Below are 18,812 nucleotides of genomic sequence, written 5' to 3'. Positions count from 1 at the left end.
AATGAATTTAGCGTGTGGAGTACGCTATCCGTCTATTACTGAGCAGGTTGAGCTGGTGCAGAACCTTCAGCATTTGCTTCTGAAGCAGGTTGAGCAGCAGTACCTTCAGCAGCAGTTGTTTCAGTCGCTGGCTGTTCTTGAGTGCTAACCACGACTTTTTCTTGTTCAGGCGCTTCTTGTTTATCTTTGCTCGCAGCAAAACTTGTTGCAGCTGCAGCAGCTAGAGTAGAAGCAAGTAAAATTTGAGTTAATTTCATTTTGAGCATCCTTATATATTTTAGTAAGTCCTGAAAAGATCATCACGTCCATCAGGAGAGAGCTCATGCTAAATCGAGAAAACCGAGTGATCAATGCGAGCAACAAAGTGAAACAGACTGGTTAACTGGATGAATACATAACCGTCCATCCTGTGTTTTAAATGTAAAAAAAATATCGGAATCTTCATTTAACTTTGCAAGAAAAAATGACCAAATCGACTTTATGATTCATTCATTGTTTACATGATGATTACATCGATGTCCTAAATAAGCAGAATCCAGAAATTTCGATAAAATCCAAATGTAAGGATTCTTTTCGATATGACCATTTTTTTTAATATAAGGGTTAACTTTGCCAATAAAGTGTGACCAGATATGTCATGCATTCATGCAAATGGAATAACAGGCTGTTTAACAGCCAGATCATCATTCAATGCCTCGGATACTAGGCTGATCTATGCTTTAGAAAAATGAAGACAGAGAAATGAACACTAAGCTTGCAGCATTTTTTTGAAATCATTATGGTAAAGGCCATTAATCATTGGCTATTTATTTGAGTGACTCACTTTTGAAATTAGTTTCTACCCACGGTGCGATTCCTGTTCATATTATTTCTGGCTTTTTAGGTGCGGGTAAAACCACAGTTTTACAGCAGTTATTGAAGCAAAAGCCAGCGGGCGAAACTTGGGCCGTACTGATGAACGAGTTTGGACAAATCGGGGTCGATCAACAGATGTTGCCGCAAGATCAGGGCTTTGCGGTCAAGGAATTATTGGGTGGTTGTCTATGTTGTAGCAGTCAACTGCCGATGCAAATTGCGTTGTCACGATTATTGTCAGAGGTGAAACCCGACCGACTGTTTATTGAGCCGACAGGTTTAGGGCATCCGGGACAACTTTTGGAGCAATTGACCGAGCCACATTGGCATCCGCATTTAGCCATGCGAGCATTGGTGACCGTGGTCGATGGCTCACGCTTACATGATCAAGATTGGACGTCACAAAACCTGTATGCCGATCAACTCAAAGTGGCACAAATCGTTGTGGTGTCTCATGTCGATTGTATGAGTGATGCCGATCAAGCTGGTTTGGAACGACTCAAACAAGCATATTTACCGTATCAGCAGCAATGGATCAATGTTGTAAAAGGTGATTTAAAACTGGCAAATATTGATCTCGCCTATGTGGGAAGTCCGCGTAAAATTCAGCCTTTATTGGCGATACAAAAGCAAATGCTGGTCGATGTGCCCACAGAAATTAAACAGTTGCCTTATCATTATGTTGAATCCGCTCAGGGCTATAGTGTCGCAGGTTGGAAACTCCCAAAACGATGGACCTTCGACTTTTTTGAGTTGTTAGATTTACTCTGTGAGCAGCAAGATTGGCTACGGATCAAAGGTATTTTTCAGACAGACCAAGGTTGGAAAACCTTTAACTTTAATCCCGATCAGTTTAATTATCAGTCGAGCGAGGAAAGTATCGATAATCGTGTCGAAATTATTTACCAAACTGAACGTGAATGGCTCGAATTTGAAGATCGCTTAATGCAGTGTCGTATCGATGCCGAGAAAGCTGAGAAATAAGTAAATCAGCGCAGCAAAAGCTTGCTAAATCTTATATGCTAGGCGCCAAATTTGAGGACTTTACCATGGCGCTAAAAGCTACAATTTATAAAGCAGATTTGAACATTGCCAATATGGATGTACACCAATATGGTGATTATCAATTGACGATGGCTTTGCATCCTTCTGAAACGATTGAACGTTTGATGGTACGTGTCTTGGCATATGCACGCTATGCAGATGAAGCATTAGAATTTACCAAAGATCTTTTCGAAACAGACGAACCAGCGCTGTGGGAAAAAGATTTAACAGGTCAATTGGTGAAATGGATTGAAGTCGGTTGCCCTGACGAAGACAAAGTCAAAAAAGCCAGTGCACGTTGCCCACACGTTGCTGTGATTAGCTATGGTTCTTCAGTAGACGAATGGTACAAACGCAACAGCAAACTGAAAACCCTGAAGAATGTTGAAATTTGGCAATTATCTGAAGCGAGTACAGCTGCCATTCAAGAGTTATGCGAACGAACCATGTCTTTACAATTAAATGTGATGGATGGCGAATGGACTTTGATTGGTGATAAAGCTCAAGCGGTGATTGAATGGACACAATTGCAATAAGCATTTGATGTGATTTAACTCATCACGATGGATGTGAGTTCAGGCTTGCATCCTTGTTGCTATAACTATTTTTCAGCTAATACAATTCTGTTAATTTAAAAGTTGATTTGAAACTCAGTCAATCTAAAACCAAAATAAAAATTTAATTCGGGAAAATTTCCAGGCCTCAATTTATGTAATGCTCATGGATGAATCCTCTTTATTATCATTGTAAATAGCGTTGTTTTTACCGCATAAACGTCTTCATTCAATGAACGTTCAAACTTTTAGAGCGCTTTAAATTTTTTATTCGTTTCTTACCAATGCATCTTAGTGATAACGGAATACTCCTAAATGTTTCAAGACATGTGAGCTTTACTAGTAAATGTTTATTTGCATGCTGATCTAAATCATTGTGTTCTCAACTTTGAATCGGTAAGTTCTAACGCATTCAAGGGCATCATGTTCAGACTGATTCTGTTTATAATAGGGCTTTATTTTGATTGCGGCATTTGAGGTTGAGAGCATGAGCACGGAATTAGAAATTATTGACTTAGTGGTAGGCGAAGGTAAAGTGGCGGTTAAAGGTGCTTTGATTACAACTCACTATACTGGTTGGTTAGAAGATGGTACTAAATTTGATTCATCATTGGATCGTGGTAATTATTTTGAAACGGTGATTGGTACAGGCCGTGTAATTAAAGGTTGGGATCAGGGCATCATGGGGATGAAAGTCGGTGGTAAACGTAAGTTAATCGTACCATCACATTTGGCTTATGGTGAGCGTAAAATGGGTAATGTAATTCCTGCCAATTCAAATCTTATTTTTGAGATTGAATTGTATGACGTAAAAACTCGCGATTAATAGATCAATAGTTTTAGATCAATGACATGGACGTTATTGATCAATTGGATAAAATAGATGTTGTTATTTTTGTCTTTTACCGTAGATTAGAATAATTACTCGAGTATAAACGCAGGAATCAAAGCCATTGTATTTACAGTTGCCTTGTACCAGATTGTTCTGGGTTTTTACCTTTATTATTTTTACATTGGCATTCACTGTATCGACTGTTCAAGCACAGTATGAAACTGCGCCTAAATCATTTTATTTAAAGCATCAAAACGAAGTTAACCAAATCTACTTCACAGAAGATACCAGTAGCCTATTGCAAGGCAAATGGTTGTTTTATCCAAATCAATTTTTAACTTCTCCAAGTTCAGTTCTGGTCGGTCAAACGGTCTATCTTCCCGTATCATTTAAAGACATCACAGGGGATAGTAAAGGCTTTGGGACATTTACTGGACATTTCCAAATCCCCAAACAATTTATTGGCCGTCGTATCGCAATATTGATTCCAAATCAGTACGGTGCGTATCGGGTATTTTTAAATGGTGATGTGATCGTCCGTTTGGGTGAAGTGGGACAAACTGAAGCAGAACAAAAAACGGAAAATGCGCCGCGAATTGCCTATTTCGTCGCTCAAGATGAATATTTCACCTTAACCATTCAAGCTTCGAGTTTTAACAGTATGCATGGCGGTTTTGAAAACCCAATGCGCATTGGTATTGCCAAGACGGTAAACCGCCAGTTCCAACGACAAATGATGAGTATTGGGATGGTATCGGGAGCTGTATTGGGTGTTGGATTATTTACGATTCTATTTTCTGTTTTCCGAGGTTTACGCGGTCGCAATAGCCGAAGTAACTTGGTGTTTGGCTTATTTATTGTCTTTTTAGCACTCCATAATTTATTTTCAGCACCTTATGCCTATACCACTTTTACCGATATCAATTGGTTGTGGGGCACGCGATTAGAATACTTATTTACCTATTTGGCATCGATTTTCTTTTTAAGTTATATCCACTTGCTCAGTCGTCGCTATTTATTTACCTTAAATTATCAGATCGCGATTTTGCTGTTGTCGTTGAATATTTCAGTGACTTTTGTTTCGACGCCTGAAATTTTTCAACCTTTGGCAACTTACAGTTTTGCCTATGTGATCGTTGTTCTAAGTAATTTTGCTTATGGTTTTTACCTAACACTGAAAAAGAAAGAACCGTATTCAAAATTAAATTTAATCGCGGTTATTTTCCTGTGCATTACCTTTTTAAACGACTTTTTGCTGATGATGAATTTGATTGATTCAGTCAATTTATCGTTCATTTCAACCAGTTTGTATGCCTTGTTGATCATGTTTCAGCAATCGCACCATTATGCACAGCAGTCGATGCATACGGAACAGTTGAATAATAGTTTGCTTGAGCTAAACAGTTCACTCGATCAGAAAGTCAAAGAGCGCACCTTACAGCTCCATGAGCTGAATAAAAAATTAGAGCTACAAATTCGTATTGATGCCTTAACGGGGGCATTCAACCGCCGTGCACTGAATGCTGAAATTCAACGCTTATATTCGGAGGTCCGTTTTCATAGCCATCGAACATTGGTCTTTGCCATGTTAGATGTCGATTATTTTAAAAATTATAATGACCACTATGGACATCTCAAAGGCGATGAGGTGTTACAGCAGATCGTGAAAACCATGCAAAACACTCTGCCAAGTTCAGCCTATGTGGCTCGCTACGGGGGAGAGGAGTTTGCCATATTGATGCATGATGTTCCGTATGCGATTGCCCAAGAGCAATTACAATTGGTACTCGAAGCCATGCGTAATGAACAGCTTGAACATGTTAATCGGGGTGATGACAAAAATTACGTCACACTGAGTTTGGGGATGGCATGGATGGATAAGCAGAATGACTTCGACAGTATCGAAGCCTTAATGAAGCATGCAGACCATTATTTATATATGGCCAAACAGGCAGGACGCGATCAACTTAAGCCTTGATACTCCGTTGTAAACGGTGAAAACTTTGCGGTGCTATTGTTAGTACCATTGCCAATACTCATTTAAATTCATCTCTCAAATTCATGCTGTTTGAAAATCTATCCTTCTATGAACTTTATCTCTCTACTAACAGAGCTGTTTAACCAATTTGAGCGGAACATCAGCAGGCTCAAAATCCTGATGTGTGACAAAGCCATATTTTTGGTAAAAGGCGAGTGCCGTATGGGTACTTTCTAGACTGATCTCGGTAATATTCTTTTTCCGGACACAGTGCATCATGTTTAATAATAACGCCTTACCAATGCCTTGGTACTGACGTTCAGGGCAAATATAGTTCAGTAAAATTTGTCCCTGATCACTGACTAAAATAAAGCCGACCACTCGATTGTCACTGACGTAGACCCAACTATCGTTGTAAAGCATCCACATTAAGATATTTGATTGATTTGCCTCCTCAAGCCAAGTTTGAATCACACTTTCATTACGTTGATGGTCCTGGATACATGAACGAATGCTGTTGTGAATCACGTTAATAATTTCGGGTATGTCCTGGATTTGTGCTTCGCGTATCATAATTTTTTCTTTTTATAAAAAAACTCCAACAGCCTGCCATTTCAGAAGATATCGCCCTGTGCTTAAAGAGGCTTATTGTTGCGTTTTATGTTTTTTTGCTGCCATTGCGCCGTTGGGTTGGGTTTTTATTTCAAAATTGTTGCAAAATTTACAAATGTATATTTATAAATTAATCATTAAATATGGATAAATAACCACATAAATGCATCTAACTATACTGTTTTTAAAGTAATAATAGATCTTTTAGAAATGTATACATACTCAATGATTTCAGCAGGTGTAATAGTTTGAAATAAATTAGCAAAGAAAATAGGCCAAATTTCAGCTTTAAAATAATTTTGTATGAATTTTAAACGTTATCGTGCGTTATATTAGTCCATAAAAATATTCGATGATTCAAGATGTGCATGCGCGTCATCGGCAGTAGGTTGTTATTATGGTTAATTTTCTCATTGTGATATGTATTCTGATCGCGTTGTCTGCAGCGGGCATTGTGGTCAAAAAAATCCTAAAAACAGAAAAATATCGTCAAAAATATACGCGCTACCAAGCACCAGAAAAATCTAACAGTATCTCTTTAGCATCGAATGATGATGCTATACGCCAAGTCGATCAGGTCATTGAAGTTGATGAATATGAACAGCAACTTTTTGATGATATTGCGGAAATTTTCTTTCAACAACAATACAAATTAGATTCGCTACAGGCAGCCGAGCAGTTACAAGAAGTCTTTTTACGTCGCATGCCAGTGAATTGTAAAACTCAAATTCGCCAATTAGATTTGAATGAATGGTCGATTTATTGGAATTTTTACAATCAATCACTCGAGTATTATTTAGGCCGATACGGTGAGTTTTATACACATGTCGACCGTTTTGGCGAAGAACATAAAATTGAATATCGCTATCAAGACTCCGCAAGTTGAAGCAAAATGCGATCTTGGACTAAATCGAGATAACTCAAATCATCGGTTATTCGGGCCATTAAAATAGCGCCTTCATAATCCGCCAAGCTGACTTTGGCAAGTTGAGCGGCGTGTTCGATGGTCATGCATCGCTTAAAAAACACTTCAAAGGCGAGTTGCCACTCGTGAAAGATGGACTGCAATTTTGCAAAAATCTCGGTAGGCAAATGTTGCCGTTCCATACTTAATATCCCGACTAAACAACCTAATCCACCTTGGCTAAAAAACTGGATGGCGAGTTGATGGATGTGCGAGAAAGCCTGTTGAGGGGATTTAGTAGTTTGCTGTAATTGCTGAAAAATACTGTGTTGTAACTTTATATGCGTCAGGTTTAAAATTTCCATCAGTAAAGCGTCTTTATTCGGATAGTCATAATAAAACGCAGCTTTTGAGAGTCCACAGGCTTCAGCCAATTTCCCCATACTGCAGCCTATATAGCCATAGCGTTTAAAGGCGTGTGCTGACTGTAGTAATAGATGTTCTGAGGTATTTTTCCGTGGACGCATGTATCTCTCTATCCGAATAAATCAATGTGATGTGTATGAAGTAAATTGGTCTAGGCGACTAATAGTTCATCAAACCTTCCAATCACTTCCTGCCATAAGAGTTCAGCACCTTTGCGGAAATATCCCATATGACCAATCTGTTTTAGACCATAATCTTGCGCTTCAATATTGATATAGTGCATTGATGCTTGCGCATAATGTTGCATAAAAGCATGTCGTGAATTAGGTAATGCCCAGTCATCATCAAGTGCAGCGACCGCATAAATCGGCGTTTGAACTGCAGCATATTGTTGAGATAGCTCACTCAGCTCAGGGTCGGCAAAGAAATAGGTTGGGTTTTTACACCAACGGCGCCATTGTTTATAGACATCGACAGGAAGGTCAGCGCCCATATTGAGTTTGCTCCAAGGCAAATACCCTTTGATGGCAACCATCGGCGGAAAAACGATATTCCACATCACATGAACTTTCATTTTTTCTTTAAAGGGCATATAGCCATGCCAACCTGCGCCAGTGCCAAAACAATACATGGCACGTATCTGATCATGATTTGAGGTAAGTCCTAGTGCTTGGCCGCCATAGGAGTGTCCCACTAGAAAAGTTTCCTGACCGTGTTGTTGCATATAAGCTATGGCACCAGAAAGGTCATAACGTCCCCAGTCAAGATAAGACATCTTAAAGCCTTTAAGTTTTGACGGTGCAGAACGTCCTATACCACGATAATCAAAAGTCAGTACTTGATAACCGAGTCCTGCGGCATACTCGGCAAAACGACGGTAAAATTGTTGAGGTACACCTGTCGCACTTGAAATAATAATATTGGCCTTAGCGGCAGTATTAGGCCGATATTCAACGCCTGAAAGCGTATAACCATCGGTTGCAGGGAAACTCACGGGTGTACTATGTATTTCTTGCGCTGCTGGTTCTAAATCCGTTGACATAATTTTTCTCTTGATAGGCAGGACGTAAAGGGTTTATTCAGTTTAAATAAAGGGTTATTTGCCCTGAAAATTGGCTGCGCGACGTTGTAGCATGGCCATCACACCGTCTTGTACATCTTGTGTTTTTAGTAGTGGTTGTAAGTGCTGATCCAATTGAGCAAAGGCAGCATCGGCTCCCAAATGCACCCCTTGCTGTGCTGCAGCGAGTGTTGCCTGAACCGCCAGTGGTGCAGCCTGTGCAATTTGTTCTGCAAGTTCTATTGCACGAGATAAGGGCGCTTGCTCAGTGATTTCAGTCACCAAGTTCATGTCATATGCCGTTTGCGCATTGAAACGTTCACCTGTGAGTAAATAGCGCATGGCTTTATTCCAACCCGCTGCTTGCACAAAGCGAACTGTTGCGCCACCAAAGGGAAGAATGCCACGTTGCACTTCCATTTGAGCAAACTCCGTGTGACGCTGTGCGATCACGATATCGGCATTCAGCATGAGTTCAATACCCGCTGTAAAACAGAACCCTTGTACCGCGACCACAACTGGTTTTTTTCGTTGTCGTGAGTTGGTTCCCCACGGATTAATTTGCTGATCAGGAAAATTAAACAGTCCACTGCCAAGTTTGGGTTGTAGTTCGACCAAGTCTAGACCTGCAGTAAAATGATCACCATGAGCAAAAATCACTGCACAGCGTAAATTTGGATCATCTTCATATTCAGTGAGCGCCAGTGAAAGGTCATGAATTAAATGACTGTCAAACGCATTTCGTTTATCTGCACGGTCCAAACCGATTAAATAAAGATGACCATGGATTTCTCGACTTACACGACCTTGTTGTTCTGACATTTGGATGATTCCTTCTGATTATTCTTTAGGCATACCTAAGTTTTTAAACGATTGTTAGAAAACTGTCAAAACTGATGCGTTCAATACATCAAAATCAAAGTAAGTTGGATGAATGGTTTGATTTAAAATTTACAGAGTTGATATGAAATAGTGTGGGGTAGAGCTTGCCTTTGGGCTGATTTTTTCCATAATAGCTGCAGCTTTTTTAAGGCCCAATCAACCATGTCAAACTTAGAAATTTTTGCAGTCATTATTAGCTTAATCGGGGTGACTTTAACCATTAAGCGAAATATGTGGTGTTGGTGGTTTAACTTTGCAGCTTTTTTGCTGTATGCCTACCTGTTTTATACCTACAAACTTTATGGCGAAACCATTTTGCAGTTTTTCTTTGTAGTGGTGAACTTCTATGGTTTTTATCATTGGTTGAAGGGCAAACAACAAGACCACGACATTCGTATTGAACCGATTGCGACCAAAATTGTGATCGTTCAAATGCTCTTAGCTGCGGTGGGCGGTTTGATTTTTGGTTTAAGCCTGCACTATTTTACCGATGCAGCCGTGCCGATTTTGGATGCACAATTGGCCGCATTTAGCTTACTTGCAACGTATTGGACCAGTCGGAAACATATTGCCACTTGGGTGCTTTGGGTATTTGTCGATATTATCTATGTGGGTATGTTTATATACAAAGACCTGTATCTCACTGCGGCGTTGTATGCTGGTTTTGTGGGCTTGGCGGCATTTGGTTGGTGGCAATGGACACAAGTCAAAAATAAACAGCAGCAACAGGCGATGAAAGCTTTATAAGGATCATTGGGTGATGGCAAAGCTACTTTTAATAGCCGATTCCGAACCCGATGAATAAGTAAAGAGCGTGCAGAGTCATGATTATCGACTTTCAACTTGAGCAGCAACTGCGTTTTGATCGACAAGCTGGGTTTCTATTGCAGCAAAAAGCGAGCTTTTTTCAGTTTGAACAAATAGCAGATGTGTATAACGCTGAATGGCTCAATGCATTTCCACAAGGCACGCAATGTAGCATCAGCGGTTTGGATGATGGTGCAGATGAATACGGCATCCAAATCAGTTACAAACACCAAAGCGTTTTGATCGATTATTCACAAGTAATCAAATTGGTACACCGTGATCGGGATGGTGTGGTGCATAGCATGATCTTAAATTAACAACTGATGTTACGCACGTAAAAGTACTTATGCACTTTTAAAATGATTTTTAAGTCTATTCGACGGAGTCTTACATCTAAAGATTGAATAAAGGGATTAGCCTTCGGCTGGAGGTACTCTTACGGAACATTGTTTCTCATTCGGCAAAATGAGAAGCGTGCTTCGTAAAGAAACCATCTTGCGGTGCAATCACCTCACCGACAAAACTCGTTCACTACCGTCAAATTATTCAAAGCATCGCAAAAACATTTTTGATTAGAAGTAGTCCTGTCTCAAACACTTGCGGATGACCTTACCGCGTATCGTTCTTTTATTTGAAGTAAATTGCGCTTTGATGGTTACTGCATAACATCAGTTAATCAGCTATGTATTGAACTTTTTCATCATTATGGCTCGCACTGCACGTCTTATGAACCCAGCGCTTTGATACATGCAAAACCAATACAACAGCTGCCTGAACAAGCCAGCTTTGATATTTTTAGCCTCGGCTTCGGTCATTGGTACGCAAAGTTGTCCTATGCAGGGATGTATTTAAAAATCGATGCGGGCTGGGAATTTCAGCTCGAGTTTAAAGATAAGCATGGGCAAATCTATTAAAAAGTCCTTTAAGGCAGAGTCCAATGAGTTGCTGTATGGCAATTCTGTTTTTCTAGCTTGGTTTCAGGTCAATGACAGCCATAACGCTTTTCGATTTAATTAAAAGCACAGTTTTAGCAACTGTAGACTGGGCGAAATAAAACAATAAAACCAATATTGACCTTAAGGATTACGAGAATGGCACATCAATTTACCGTCAATGCCACAATTCATGGCGTTTCACTTGAAGATTTTAAACGACTAGCCGCAGATATCAGCTTGCATGAAGCGGTGTGCAAACGCATACCGGGTGAAAATCTAGAAATTTTAGAATCAAAAAAAACAGGCGATATGTATACCTTAAAACGTGCCTATAACCTTGATGTAAATATTCCAGATATTGCCAAGAAGTTTTTAAAAGATGCGTTTCGTCTGAAACGTACGGATATTAGTAATTTGGCGGCATTAACATCTGACGTCAAACTAGATCCGAACCTACCGCTCGAAGCCAGTTGTAAACGAAGTGTCAGTGGTGATGCAACACAAGTGAGTTTCAATTTGGACTGGACGGTGAAAGTCAAAGTTCCACTGATTGGTGGATTACTTGAAAAACATGCAGAAGGTGAAATTCGTCGTTTTAGTCAGCTTGAGATTGAAATTGTAGAAGATGAATTGCGTAAAAATTTAAAAGCCTGAATTGATTTGAAAGAGATTTAAAAAAAGCGGTCATTGACCGCTTTTTTTATTATTTTAATGAGATGTTTTTTCAAAACGTTGACGATAGAGCATCGCAGTAAAGAAGGTCACCAAACAGACGGTCCAAATATAATACATGGCGCCAATGTTGCTGTATAAACTCAACCATTGAACCAATGGCAAGGTGATACCACCCGCGATGGCATAGGCCAAATTGTATGAAAATGAAATGCCCGAGAAACGAATCTGTGCAGGGAACATTTTCACCATACTATAAGACACCATACCAACCGTACCTGATGCCAAACCGAGCAGCATATAGAGCGCAAACACGGTCGATGCTGCCACATGACCCAAGCTGTTATAGAACACGCCCGCGATTATTGCGACAAGGAGTGAACCGAACAGCATCACTTTACCCGCACCGAAGCGATCTGCCAAAAGACCTGCCAAGATACAACCGACCATTTGCATCACAATAGCGGCACTTTGCATTTTAAAGGCATCGGCACGCTCAAAACCAAAGGCGCCCGTGAGTAAATTTGGCATCGCTAAAATCAGCACAACAACACAGCCGGTTAAGAACCATGTAAACAGCATACCAATCACAACGCCTGTTTTGTGTTGTTGCAGCACTTGTTTTACTGGAAGCTCTTTAGCCAATTGTTTCTTTTCTTGCATGGCTTTAAATACAGGCGTTTCTTTTAAATAACTGCGGAGATAGAGCGCAACAAAACCAAAGATCCCGCCTAGAATAAATGGAATCCGCCATGCCCAGTCATGGATTTCTGACTCTGTAAATTGTAATGAAATAAACAATGACATCAGTGCGCCCAATAGGATACCCAAAGATAAGCCGGCAGTGAGTAGACCATTGGCAATCCCAATTTTTTGCTCAGGCACATGCTCTGAAACAAAAGTCCATGCCGCAGGGATTTCACCACCAATCGCGATGCCTTGAATCACACGCATCAGTAGGAGCAAAAGTGGTGCTGCATAGCCAATACTTTCAAAAGTTGGCATCACACCGATCATCAGTGTAGGCAGAGCCATGAGTAAAATAGACAAACTAAATAAACGCTTACGACCAATCAAATCGCCAAAATGCGCCATCACCACACCACCCAATGGGCGGAAAAAATATCCGGCTGCAAAAATACCGTAAGTATTCAGCATCGCCCAAAATGGACTGAGTCCAGTGGGGAAAAACAGTTCCGAAATAATTTTGGCGTAAAACACATAAATGACAAAGTCATAAAACTCGAGTGCGCCACCGAGGGATGACAGTCCGAGGGTACGTTTATCTTGACGAGTCAGGCGTGGCTGAGCTTCCATGCAAATATTTTCCAGCAGCAAATAGCATTTGAGGATTTTAGTGATTCAAATTTTTATTGAATAATCAAACTTTGTTGCCTTATTAAAAACTTATAGTTATGAAAATATCGTGAATTAAGAACAAAATAATATAGATAAAGTCGCATTAACTTAAAGAATGATTGGTGATGGATGGCGTTAAATCTTGGAATATAAATGATAAATATCAATAGTATAGGGTGGTGTGATCTGCTATTTTACTTTGTGCTCTATATAAACCATAAAAGATTCAAAGCCATAGCATGCCGTTGTTTTATACTCAGAACCGATAATAATGCATATTGCATGGTTGTTTTTTTTTAAATAACTGATGTTACGCAGTAACATCAGAAGCGTAATTTGATTCAAATGAAAGAATGATAAGCGGTAACGTCATCCGCAAGTGTTTGAGACAGGACTCCTTCTAATCAAAAAAGTTTTTGCGATACTTTGAATAATTTGATACTAGTGAACGAGTTTTGTCGGTGAGGTGCATTGCACCGCAAGATGGTTTCCTTGCGAAGCTTTGCTTCTCATTTTGCCGAATGAGAAACAACGTTTCGTAAGAGTACCTCCAGCCGAAGGCTAATCCCTTTATTTAAATCCTAGATGTAAGACTCCGTCGAATAAACTTAAATATCATTTTAAAATTGTGAAATTACTTTTACGTGCGTTACATCAGTTAAATAATTTAAGCCCGCTAGACTTAAAAAAGGATAAATACATGAGTCATATTGCTGCTGTTGCGCAGCGTGGAGAAGCGATTTTGACGCTAACTGCCGCAGAGGTGCAAGCGTCTGAAATAGGTTCTGCATGGTTAATTGCATTGAGCGAAACACTGCATGCCACCATGCTTGAGCGTCAAGGCGTAGGCATTGCGGCGCCGCAAATTTATGTTTCTAAGCGGGTGATTATCGTGGCTTCACGTGCAAATTTACGCTATCCCGATGCGCCTGAAATGGAGGCGATCGTGATGGTCAATCCAGTGATTACATCTCGATCTACGACCACGGTTTTGGGTGAAGAAGGCTGCTTAAGTGTGCCGAATGCACGAGGACAAGTCCCGAGAGCCGAGCAAATTCACGTGCGATATTTGACGCTTCAAGGTGAAGTCAAAGAGAAAACCCTGAATGGTTTTCCCGCACGGATCGTACAGCATGAGGTCGATCATCTGAATGGGATTTTATTCACCGAGCGTTTAGAATAATAAACCATGTTATTTCAAAATATAAAAATGACCAATTGAGCTAAAAAAATAGCGGAAAAGTAATTTGAATAGTGTTGCAAGTGAAGTTTAAAGGCTTCAAATGTTGCACTTATAACTGTGAAATAGGCTTTCTTTTTGAAGCTAAAACCTTGTATAACTAGCGAAATAATAAAATAAAAAAGAAGATTAATGGGGAAAAATTGGGGCAATGCTGTCTGTACGAAATGGGGCGTACAATGGCGTAAGTTGAAGCATCTTTTGTTTGAATCGGACTATCTCATTATCAATTGGTCTGACTACGATAAAGGGCGTTTACTTCTCATCTTTGGCATGCTGAGTCAAGTTAGCGTGTTGAAGTGGTGCATCATGAATTTTTATTATTCGACCAATCGGATTTGGTTTAATCCGAGTGAACTCAAGTTCAGGATCATCGTCGCTTGTATAGTCCTACTCAGTTATGGCGTATTGGCAGTACTCAGTCTTTATTTCAAAAAATATTTAAATTTTAGACTGTTTTTTAGCTATTTTGCGCCCGTCCTGTTTGGGATCGGCATGATCTATGGTGGCTATATGATCGGGATCTATAGTCCTGCCACCATGGCGGGAACAGTCAATTTGTTGATGGTCGGTTTAGTTTTTTATCGTCCTGCAATTATGCTCAGTATTACATTTCCGATCACACTGTTTATTGGCTACATTTGCTATCAAACTTCGATTGACCATCTAGAATATGCACCGATTTTCAGCCCGGCTTTAAAACAGAGTGAGTTTTACGACAATGCCTTTTGGCTCATGAGTATGGCGGAGTTGTATTTACCCATATTGATTGTGAGTGCAGTGTTTTTTCAGATTTTGCTTTTACAGTGGCGACACCGTGAACAAAAGATGGAAGTCCTCAGCCGTGTCGATGGCCTGACCAATGTGTTTAACCGTCGTTATGTCAGTCATGAACTTGATACGCTCAGCAAACAGACACGGCCTGAATTTGCAGTCGTTTTGCTTGATCTCGACCATTTTAAATTGATCAATGACCAATATGGACATGATGCAGGAGATGCCGTTTTACAACGTGTTGCTCAAATTTTAAATGACAATACTCGTGTACAAGATGTGGTTGGGCGTTATGGCGGTGAAGAATTCATTTTAATTCTAAAAAATCAGAGTTTAGAGCAGGCGATAGAGGTCGCTGAACGCTGTCGATTGGCCATTTCTGAAGCTGAAACTATGATAGCCAACCATCAAATGTTGAAGATTAGTGCAAGTTTCGGTGTAGCAACTGCGATTGAGGGGACACCGTCTGCTGTGGTCACGCGTATGGCCGATCAAGCGCTGTACATGGCAAAGCAACAAGGACGTAACCAAGTGCGTAGCTTTCGTGAGTTAAACTTGGCAGAAGATTAAAAACTTAAAAGATAGCGATGCAGCAATTACAATTTCAGCTCGGATTAGCGCAGCTCCACTTTCAGACTGAGCAACGGAATATTCATTTTGATCATGGCTTAGCGGCGTGGGTACAAAAATGTGTTCAACAGCGCTTCATCTGTAATGAGGCAGCGACTATTGCAGAATGAACCTGTTGCGAAGAACCATATCGTTTTAGACCTGACCAATATTTCTTTGATACACGATGTTGGTGTTCGAATGCTCTTTGAAGGCGTAGATCGTTTAATTGCAGATGGTCATCGCGTGGCAGTGATCGACTCAGAGCATCTCTTGGAGCAAAGTCGAAGTCATGCAGGACATGAGGTGGTTGTTCGAGAAGAGTTGAGTCAATATTTACAACGGTTTGAGCGTTAATGGATAAAAGTCCATTGTTGATTTATACAAGGTGCTCATAAGTTTAGTGCTTAGATCGGCTATAATTTTCTTTTTGCGTTAAATTTGCTTATGTCTTTTGAGCTAAAAGTCAGTCTACTCCCGAGTGCTGAAGCTTTATCCCCACAGCATAAAAAGCTGAATAAACTGATTGAGCAAATTGAACAGCAAAAACAAGATTTAACGCTTTGGAAAAATGCCAAAAGTGAAATTCAGAGTTATATTCAACTCAAACTTGTGCCGATCTATCGTGATTTGCATGTAGTCTACTTTCGTCAGCTTGGGCAGCTTTGGCAGCATCTACAGCAAGAAGACTTTGCTAAAGCGGATTTAGCTCAGCTCGATGTGAAGCTTGCGAAATTGGCAAAGCAGTTGAAAAAATCCAATTACTTAAATACAGCCGAACTTGAAAAAGTCACTGAAGTAGATGCTTTTTATCAGCAGCATCATGCACATAATCAAAAGCCAAATAAAAAGGGCAAGTCAGCACAAGCAGAACAGCTAAACACAAATAGTCATGTTGATATAGAACTGGACGCTGCAGAACAACATGAGTCTTATGAAGAATGGGACAGCGAACAATATCAACGTGAGAAAAAAGAGCATCAGCGTAAACGACTTGCGCAAAAACGTGAGCAAGCTGAAAAGTTAGTGAACCAATCACTGAAAACTGTGTATTTAAAAATCACTGCCATGATTCACCCTGACCGTGAGCCTGATGAAGCTAAAAAAGCAGAAAAAACAGAGTTGCTGCAAGTGGTGAACCAAGCTCATGAAGCACAGGATTTGTTTTATTTATTAAAGCTGCAATTACAGCTTGAAACCAATAAAGGCAAAAGCCCTAAAGCCTTAACTGATGAACATTTAAAGTTTTATCAAATGGCGCTAGAAGCACAAAGCCAACGCCTAGCCAGTCAGATTGATGACATCACGGATAGCTTTCACTGGAGTGAAAAACCGAAGCCGAAAAATATGCAGGTGAAAGATGTGTATAAGGTGATTGATGGCGATGTTTCGGTATTGAAAGAGCAAGTGAAATGGGAAAAGGAACGTTTGAAATATATGGAGAAGGTGAAAGGGTTGGAGGTGTTGTTGGAGAATGGGGTGCTTTAGATTTTGCTTTTCTCCCTCTCCCTTTGGGAGAGGGACGGGGTGAGGGTTGAAGTTATAATGAAAAATATTTAAAAGCACCTCTCCCTAGCCCTCTCCTGGAAGGAGAGGGAATTTCTTTGCGTATCACATATTCACAATATAATTAAGAGAAAAATAAAAAATGAAAATAGACCCTGCATTATTAGAATTCGCCAAAACCATGCGCCATACCGCCACCGATGCAGAAAACCTGTTGTGGCAAATACTCCGTGCCAAGCGTTTTATGAATCTTAAATTCCGCCGTCAGCATGTGATCAAACCTTATATTGTGGATTTTTACTGTCATGAAATTGGTTTAGTGATTGAGTTGGATGGCAGTCAGCATGGAATGGATGATGCGATTGAATATGATGCTGAACGTACTAAGTTTTTAGAGGCTTTGGGGTTAAAGGTGATTCGGTATTGGAACCATGATGTGTTGGGTGGGACGGATATGGTGTTGGATGATTTGTGGCGGAGATGTTCTGAATTAAAACAAACCTCTCCCTAACCCTCTCCTAAAAGGAGAGGGAATATTCATTACTAAACTCATGCAAATATAAGTTCAAGTGACGCTCCCTCATTGGATGAGAAGCACTGCTTCGCAAGGAGGTAAGTTAATTTAAAAGTTGATTCAGAAGTTCAGGCAGTTCTTCAAATTTCTCAAACCAAATAATATTTACTCCTAGTTCAGAGAACATTAATTCCTGTAAATTATGATGTCTTTCGAGAAATGATGATTCTAATGGTGATGAACTCTTAGTTTTTTTTGAAATTTCAGAAATGCTAATACGTTTTAAAAAGGCAAAATGTTGAATGTTTTCATTGCCTGCTTGTGCAATTTCGAGTAATCGTCTTAGATTTGGGTCATCCATTGATAAGCCAATCATCATACATGTATTTTCTTTTAATATTGATAATTGGATTAAATTTGACCAATGATAGGGGTTGGAGTACATGCGGTGATAACCTTCTTCTGAAAAAATTAGATCCATTTTTTCGAATGAGTCATCATTTTCTAATTCTATATTCTCTGGAATAAATCCATGAACATGGTATATGGGTAATTGTTCATTACTATATTTATCGTTATCAAGATAGATTGATTTATATTTTAAATTAATATTATATAAATGTTGTTCAACTAAGTTGTCAAAATTATAAGTAATAATAGATTTAACTTTTGCACCAGTTCTAGTCGGAATGCACAATTTTCCGATTGTACTAATTAATTCAGATTGTTTTCTTTCTTTATTATAAAGAGTTCTTTGTAATTCCTTCATAAAGCTTTTTGAATCTTGATTCTGAGTAGAGAATCCTGTGCGTAAATATCGAGCTGAAAGTAAAGCAGATTTTAAATATTTTTCTGAAAAGGTTTTACTTATATGTTTAATGATTTCAACATATTCACCTGCACGCATAGTGCTTAATTCTTTATTATCACTACTACTATTAACTAAGTAGGTGATAAATAAACTTGAAATTAACTCATCCCAACTTGGTAGATTAGCACTACACGAAACCCCAGCTCCAAGTAAAAGAGAAACTTTTCCACTGTCTTTATATAGATCTTTTAAATCAACGATTAGTTCATTTCTTTTTATGATCCAATCTTCCTTTTTTTCAAAAACTAAATTATTAGGGTGTGTTGACATTTACAGCCGATAAATTGAGCTAAAGAGGCAACCATATAAATATACAAGCTAAAGCAACAGCGCTTTGATAGTTACGTTTTAGCTTATCGTATCTTGTGGCAATTCCTC

General features: G+C 39.5%; 22 protein-coding genes and 1 pseudogene. 15 read left to right on the top strand and 8 right to left on the bottom strand.

Features of this window, described 5'->3' with window-relative positions:
- Window positions 1-35: 35 nt before the first annotated feature.
- Window positions 36-257 (bottom strand): hypothetical protein, encoded by a 222-nt coding sequence (locus FTU77_RS08075; RefSeq protein ID WP_078191424.1) that lies wholly within the window; start codon window positions 255-257, stop codon window positions 36-38.
- A gap of 568 nt (window positions 258-825) precedes the next feature.
- Here FTU77_RS08075 and FTU77_RS08070 point away from each other — a divergent pair.
- The 4 genes from FTU77_RS08070 (at window position 826) to FTU77_RS08055 (ending at window position 5,263) form a co-directional block, all read left to right on the top strand.
- The gene (locus FTU77_RS08070; protein WP_180055507.1) at window positions 826-1,839 is read left to right on the top strand and encodes a GTP-binding protein; all 1,014 of its coding nucleotides are present in this window, start codon (window positions 826-828) and stop codon (window positions 1,837-1,839) included.
- Window positions 1,840-1,904: 65 nt separating this feature from the next.
- Complete coding sequence (locus FTU77_RS08065; protein ID WP_180055506.1) at window positions 1,905-2,435, top strand: YaeQ family protein; 531 nt, start codon at window positions 1,905-1,907, stop codon at window positions 2,433-2,435.
- Window positions 2,436-2,940: 505 nt separating this feature from the next.
- A complete protein-coding gene (locus FTU77_RS08060) occupies window positions 2,941-3,279 on the top strand; it encodes an FKBP-type peptidyl-prolyl cis-trans isomerase (RefSeq protein WP_180055505.1) in 339 nt (112 codons plus the stop codon).
- 139 nt (window positions 3,280-3,418) lie between these two features.
- On the top strand, window positions 3,419-5,263 hold the full coding sequence (locus FTU77_RS08055) for a diguanylate cyclase domain-containing protein (RefSeq protein ID WP_373685818.1): 1,845 nt from the start codon (window positions 3,419-3,421) through the stop codon (window positions 5,261-5,263).
- 126 nt (window positions 5,264-5,389) lie between these two features.
- Here the strand turns inward: FTU77_RS08055 and FTU77_RS08050 are convergent, their stop codons facing one another.
- A complete protein-coding gene (locus FTU77_RS08050) occupies window positions 5,390-5,836 on the bottom strand; it encodes a GNAT family N-acetyltransferase (protein WP_180055504.1) in 447 nt (148 codons plus the stop codon).
- Between the two features lie 436 nt (window positions 5,837-6,272).
- Here FTU77_RS08050 and FTU77_RS08045 point away from each other — a divergent pair, with 436 nt between their 5' ends.
- On the top strand, window positions 6,273-6,761 hold the full coding sequence (locus tag FTU77_RS08045) for a hypothetical protein (RefSeq protein WP_168379275.1): 489 nt from the start codon (window positions 6,273-6,275) through the stop codon (window positions 6,759-6,761).
- Here the strand turns inward: FTU77_RS08045 and FTU77_RS08040 are convergent.
- From FTU77_RS08040 to FTU77_RS08030, 3 genes are read right to left on the bottom strand one after another with little or no spacing between them, the layout of a single operon-like run.
- Window positions 6,743-7,306 carry a TetR/AcrR family transcriptional regulator gene (locus FTU77_RS08040; RefSeq protein WP_180055503.1) on the bottom strand — a complete coding sequence of 188 codons (564 nt, stop codon included), beginning with the start codon at window positions 7,304-7,306 and terminating at the stop codon, window positions 6,743-6,745. The two genes, FTU77_RS08045 and FTU77_RS08040, sit on opposite strands and share 19 nt — an antisense overlap.
- Window positions 7,307-7,356: 50 nt before the next feature.
- Window positions 7,357-8,247 (bottom strand): alpha/beta fold hydrolase, encoded by an 891-nt coding sequence (locus tag FTU77_RS08035; protein WP_180055502.1) that lies wholly within the window; start codon window positions 8,245-8,247, stop codon window positions 7,357-7,359.
- A gap of 54 nt (window positions 8,248-8,301) precedes the next feature.
- Complete coding sequence (locus tag FTU77_RS08030; protein ID WP_180055501.1) at window positions 8,302-9,087, bottom strand: crotonase/enoyl-CoA hydratase family protein; 786 nt, start codon at window positions 9,085-9,087, stop codon at window positions 8,302-8,304.
- 222 nt (window positions 9,088-9,309) lie between these two features.
- Here FTU77_RS08030 and pnuC point away from each other — a divergent pair, with 222 nt between their 5' ends.
- The 4 genes from pnuC to FTU77_RS08010 all read left to right on the top strand — a co-directional run bounded on the left by pnuC (window position 9,310) and on the right by FTU77_RS08010 (window position 11,543).
- Complete coding sequence (pnuC, locus tag FTU77_RS08025; protein WP_180055500.1) at window positions 9,310-9,894, top strand: nicotinamide riboside transporter PnuC; 585 nt, start codon at window positions 9,310-9,312, stop codon at window positions 9,892-9,894.
- Window positions 9,895-9,971: 77 nt separating this feature from the next.
- Window positions 9,972-10,271, top strand: coding sequence for a hypothetical protein (locus FTU77_RS08020; RefSeq protein ID WP_180007552.1), 300 nt, complete (start codon window positions 9,972-9,974; stop codon window positions 10,269-10,271).
- Between the two features lie 423 nt (window positions 10,272-10,694).
- A complete protein-coding gene (locus FTU77_RS08015) occupies window positions 10,695-10,868 on the top strand; it encodes a hypothetical protein (protein ID WP_180011477.1) in 174 nt (57 codons plus the stop codon).
- A gap of 177 nt (window positions 10,869-11,045) precedes the next feature.
- A complete protein-coding gene (locus tag FTU77_RS08010; RefSeq protein ID WP_078192225.1) occupies window positions 11,046-11,543 on the top strand; it encodes a DUF2505 family protein in 498 nt (165 codons plus the stop codon).
- Between the two features lie 54 nt (window positions 11,544-11,597).
- Here FTU77_RS08010 and FTU77_RS08005 read toward each other — a convergent pair whose 3' ends face one another.
- Window positions 11,598-12,878, bottom strand: coding sequence for an MFS transporter (locus FTU77_RS08005; protein WP_180055499.1), 1,281 nt, complete (start codon window positions 12,876-12,878; stop codon window positions 11,598-11,600).
- Window positions 12,879-13,620: 742 nt separating this feature from the next.
- Between FTU77_RS08005 and def the strand changes: the two genes are divergently transcribed.
- The 6 genes from def to FTU77_RS07975 all read left to right on the top strand — a co-directional run bounded on the left by def (window position 13,621) and on the right by FTU77_RS07975 (window position 17,560).
- The gene (def, locus tag FTU77_RS08000) at window positions 13,621-14,103 is read left to right on the top strand and encodes a peptide deformylase (RefSeq protein WP_180055498.1); all 483 of its coding nucleotides are present in this window, start codon (window positions 13,621-13,623) and stop codon (window positions 14,101-14,103) included.
- Between the two features lie 189 nt (window positions 14,104-14,292).
- Window positions 14,293-15,504: a GGDEF domain-containing protein gene (locus FTU77_RS07995; protein ID WP_180055497.1), complete on the top strand. Its 1,212-nt coding sequence runs from the start codon at window positions 14,293-14,295 to the stop codon at window positions 15,502-15,504.
- A gap of 17 nt (window positions 15,505-15,521) precedes the next feature.
- Window positions 15,522-15,674: a hypothetical protein gene (locus FTU77_RS07990; RefSeq protein ID WP_180055496.1), complete on the top strand. Its 153-nt coding sequence runs from the start codon at window positions 15,522-15,524 to the stop codon at window positions 15,672-15,674.
- Window positions 15,664-15,900 (top strand): hypothetical protein, encoded by a 237-nt coding sequence (locus FTU77_RS07985; protein WP_180055495.1) that lies wholly within the window; start codon window positions 15,664-15,666, stop codon window positions 15,898-15,900. The genes FTU77_RS07990 and FTU77_RS07985 overlap by 11 nt, the downstream gene beginning before the upstream one ends.
- Window positions 15,901-15,990: 90 nt before the next feature.
- Entirely contained in the window at window positions 15,991-17,031 is a 1,041-nt protein-coding gene (locus FTU77_RS07980; RefSeq protein WP_180055494.1) for a molecular chaperone DnaJ, read from the top strand.
- A gap of 160 nt (window positions 17,032-17,191) precedes the next feature.
- Complete coding sequence (locus tag FTU77_RS07975; protein WP_180055493.1) at window positions 17,192-17,560, top strand: endonuclease domain-containing protein; 369 nt, start codon at window positions 17,192-17,194, stop codon at window positions 17,558-17,560.
- Window positions 17,561-17,666: 106 nt separating this feature from the next.
- Here the strand turns inward: FTU77_RS07975 and FTU77_RS07970 are convergent, their stop codons facing one another.
- Both FTU77_RS07970 and FTU77_RS07965 read right to left on the bottom strand, forming a co-directional pair.
- Entirely contained in the window at window positions 17,667-18,704 is a 1,038-nt protein-coding gene (locus FTU77_RS07970; RefSeq protein ID WP_180055492.1) for an SIR2 family protein, read from the bottom strand.
- A 19-nt stretch (window positions 18,705-18,723) separates the two neighbouring features.
- Window positions 18,724-18,812 (bottom strand): annotated as a pseudogene (locus FTU77_RS07965) (IS5/IS1182 family transposase); the annotation flags it as partial.

This window comes from Acinetobacter sp. YH12142, assembly GCF_013418435.1.
GTDB lineage: Bacteria > Pseudomonadota > Gammaproteobacteria > Pseudomonadales > Moraxellaceae > Acinetobacter > Acinetobacter amyesii.
Note: the sequence above shows the minus strand (reverse complement) of the source record. Positions and strands in the feature narration are given on the sequence as shown.

Bases quoted from the DNA above. Each gene is read 5' to 3' on its own strand.
- FTU77_RS08075 (WP_078191424.1), bottom strand. From the start codon at position 257: ATGAAATTAACTCAAATTTTACTTGCTTCTACTCTAGCTGCTGCAGCT.
- FTU77_RS08065 (WP_180055506.1), top strand. From the start codon at position 1,905: ATGGCGCTAAAAGCTACAATTTATAAAGCAGATTTGAACATTGCCAAT.
- FTU77_RS08060 (WP_180055505.1), top strand. From the start codon at position 2,941: ATGAGCACGGAATTAGAAATTATTGACTTAGTGGTAGGCGAAGGTAAA.
- FTU77_RS08050 (WP_180055504.1), bottom strand. From the start codon at position 5,836: ATGATACGCGAAGCACAAATCCAGGACATACCCGAAATTATTAACGTG.
- FTU77_RS08045 (WP_168379275.1), top strand. From the start codon at position 6,273: ATGGTTAATTTTCTCATTGTGATATGTATTCTGATCGCGTTGTCTGCA.
- FTU77_RS08040 (WP_180055503.1), bottom strand. From the start codon at position 7,306: ATGCGTCCACGGAAAAATACCTCAGAACATCTATTACTACAGTCAGCA.
- FTU77_RS08035 (WP_180055502.1), bottom strand. From the start codon at position 8,247: ATGTCAACGGATTTAGAACCAGCAGCGCAAGAAATACATAGTACACCC.
- FTU77_RS08030 (WP_180055501.1), bottom strand. From the start codon at position 9,087: ATGTCAGAACAACAAGGTCGTGTAAGTCGAGAAATCCATGGTCATCTT.
- pnuC (WP_180055500.1), top strand. From the start codon at position 9,310: ATGTCAAACTTAGAAATTTTTGCAGTCATTATTAGCTTAATCGGGGTG.
- FTU77_RS08020 (WP_180007552.1), top strand. From the start codon at position 9,972: ATGATTATCGACTTTCAACTTGAGCAGCAACTGCGTTTTGATCGACAA.
- FTU77_RS08010 (WP_078192225.1), top strand. From the start codon at position 11,046: ATGGCACATCAATTTACCGTCAATGCCACAATTCATGGCGTTTCACTT.
- FTU77_RS08005 (WP_180055499.1), bottom strand. From the start codon at position 12,878: ATGGAAGCTCAGCCACGCCTGACTCGTCAAGATAAACGTACCCTCGGA.
- def (WP_180055498.1), top strand. From the start codon at position 13,621: ATGAGTCATATTGCTGCTGTTGCGCAGCGTGGAGAAGCGATTTTGACG.
- FTU77_RS07995 (WP_180055497.1), top strand. From the start codon at position 14,293: ATGGGGAAAAATTGGGGCAATGCTGTCTGTACGAAATGGGGCGTACAA.
- FTU77_RS07990 (WP_180055496.1), top strand. From the start codon at position 15,522: ATGCAGCAATTACAATTTCAGCTCGGATTAGCGCAGCTCCACTTTCAG.
- FTU77_RS07980 (WP_180055494.1), top strand. From the start codon at position 15,991: ATGTCTTTTGAGCTAAAAGTCAGTCTACTCCCGAGTGCTGAAGCTTTA.
- FTU77_RS07975 (WP_180055493.1), top strand. From the start codon at position 17,192: ATGAAAATAGACCCTGCATTATTAGAATTCGCCAAAACCATGCGCCAT.
- FTU77_RS07970 (WP_180055492.1), bottom strand. From the start codon at position 18,704: ATGTCAACACACCCTAATAATTTAGTTTTTGAAAAAAAGGAAGATTGG.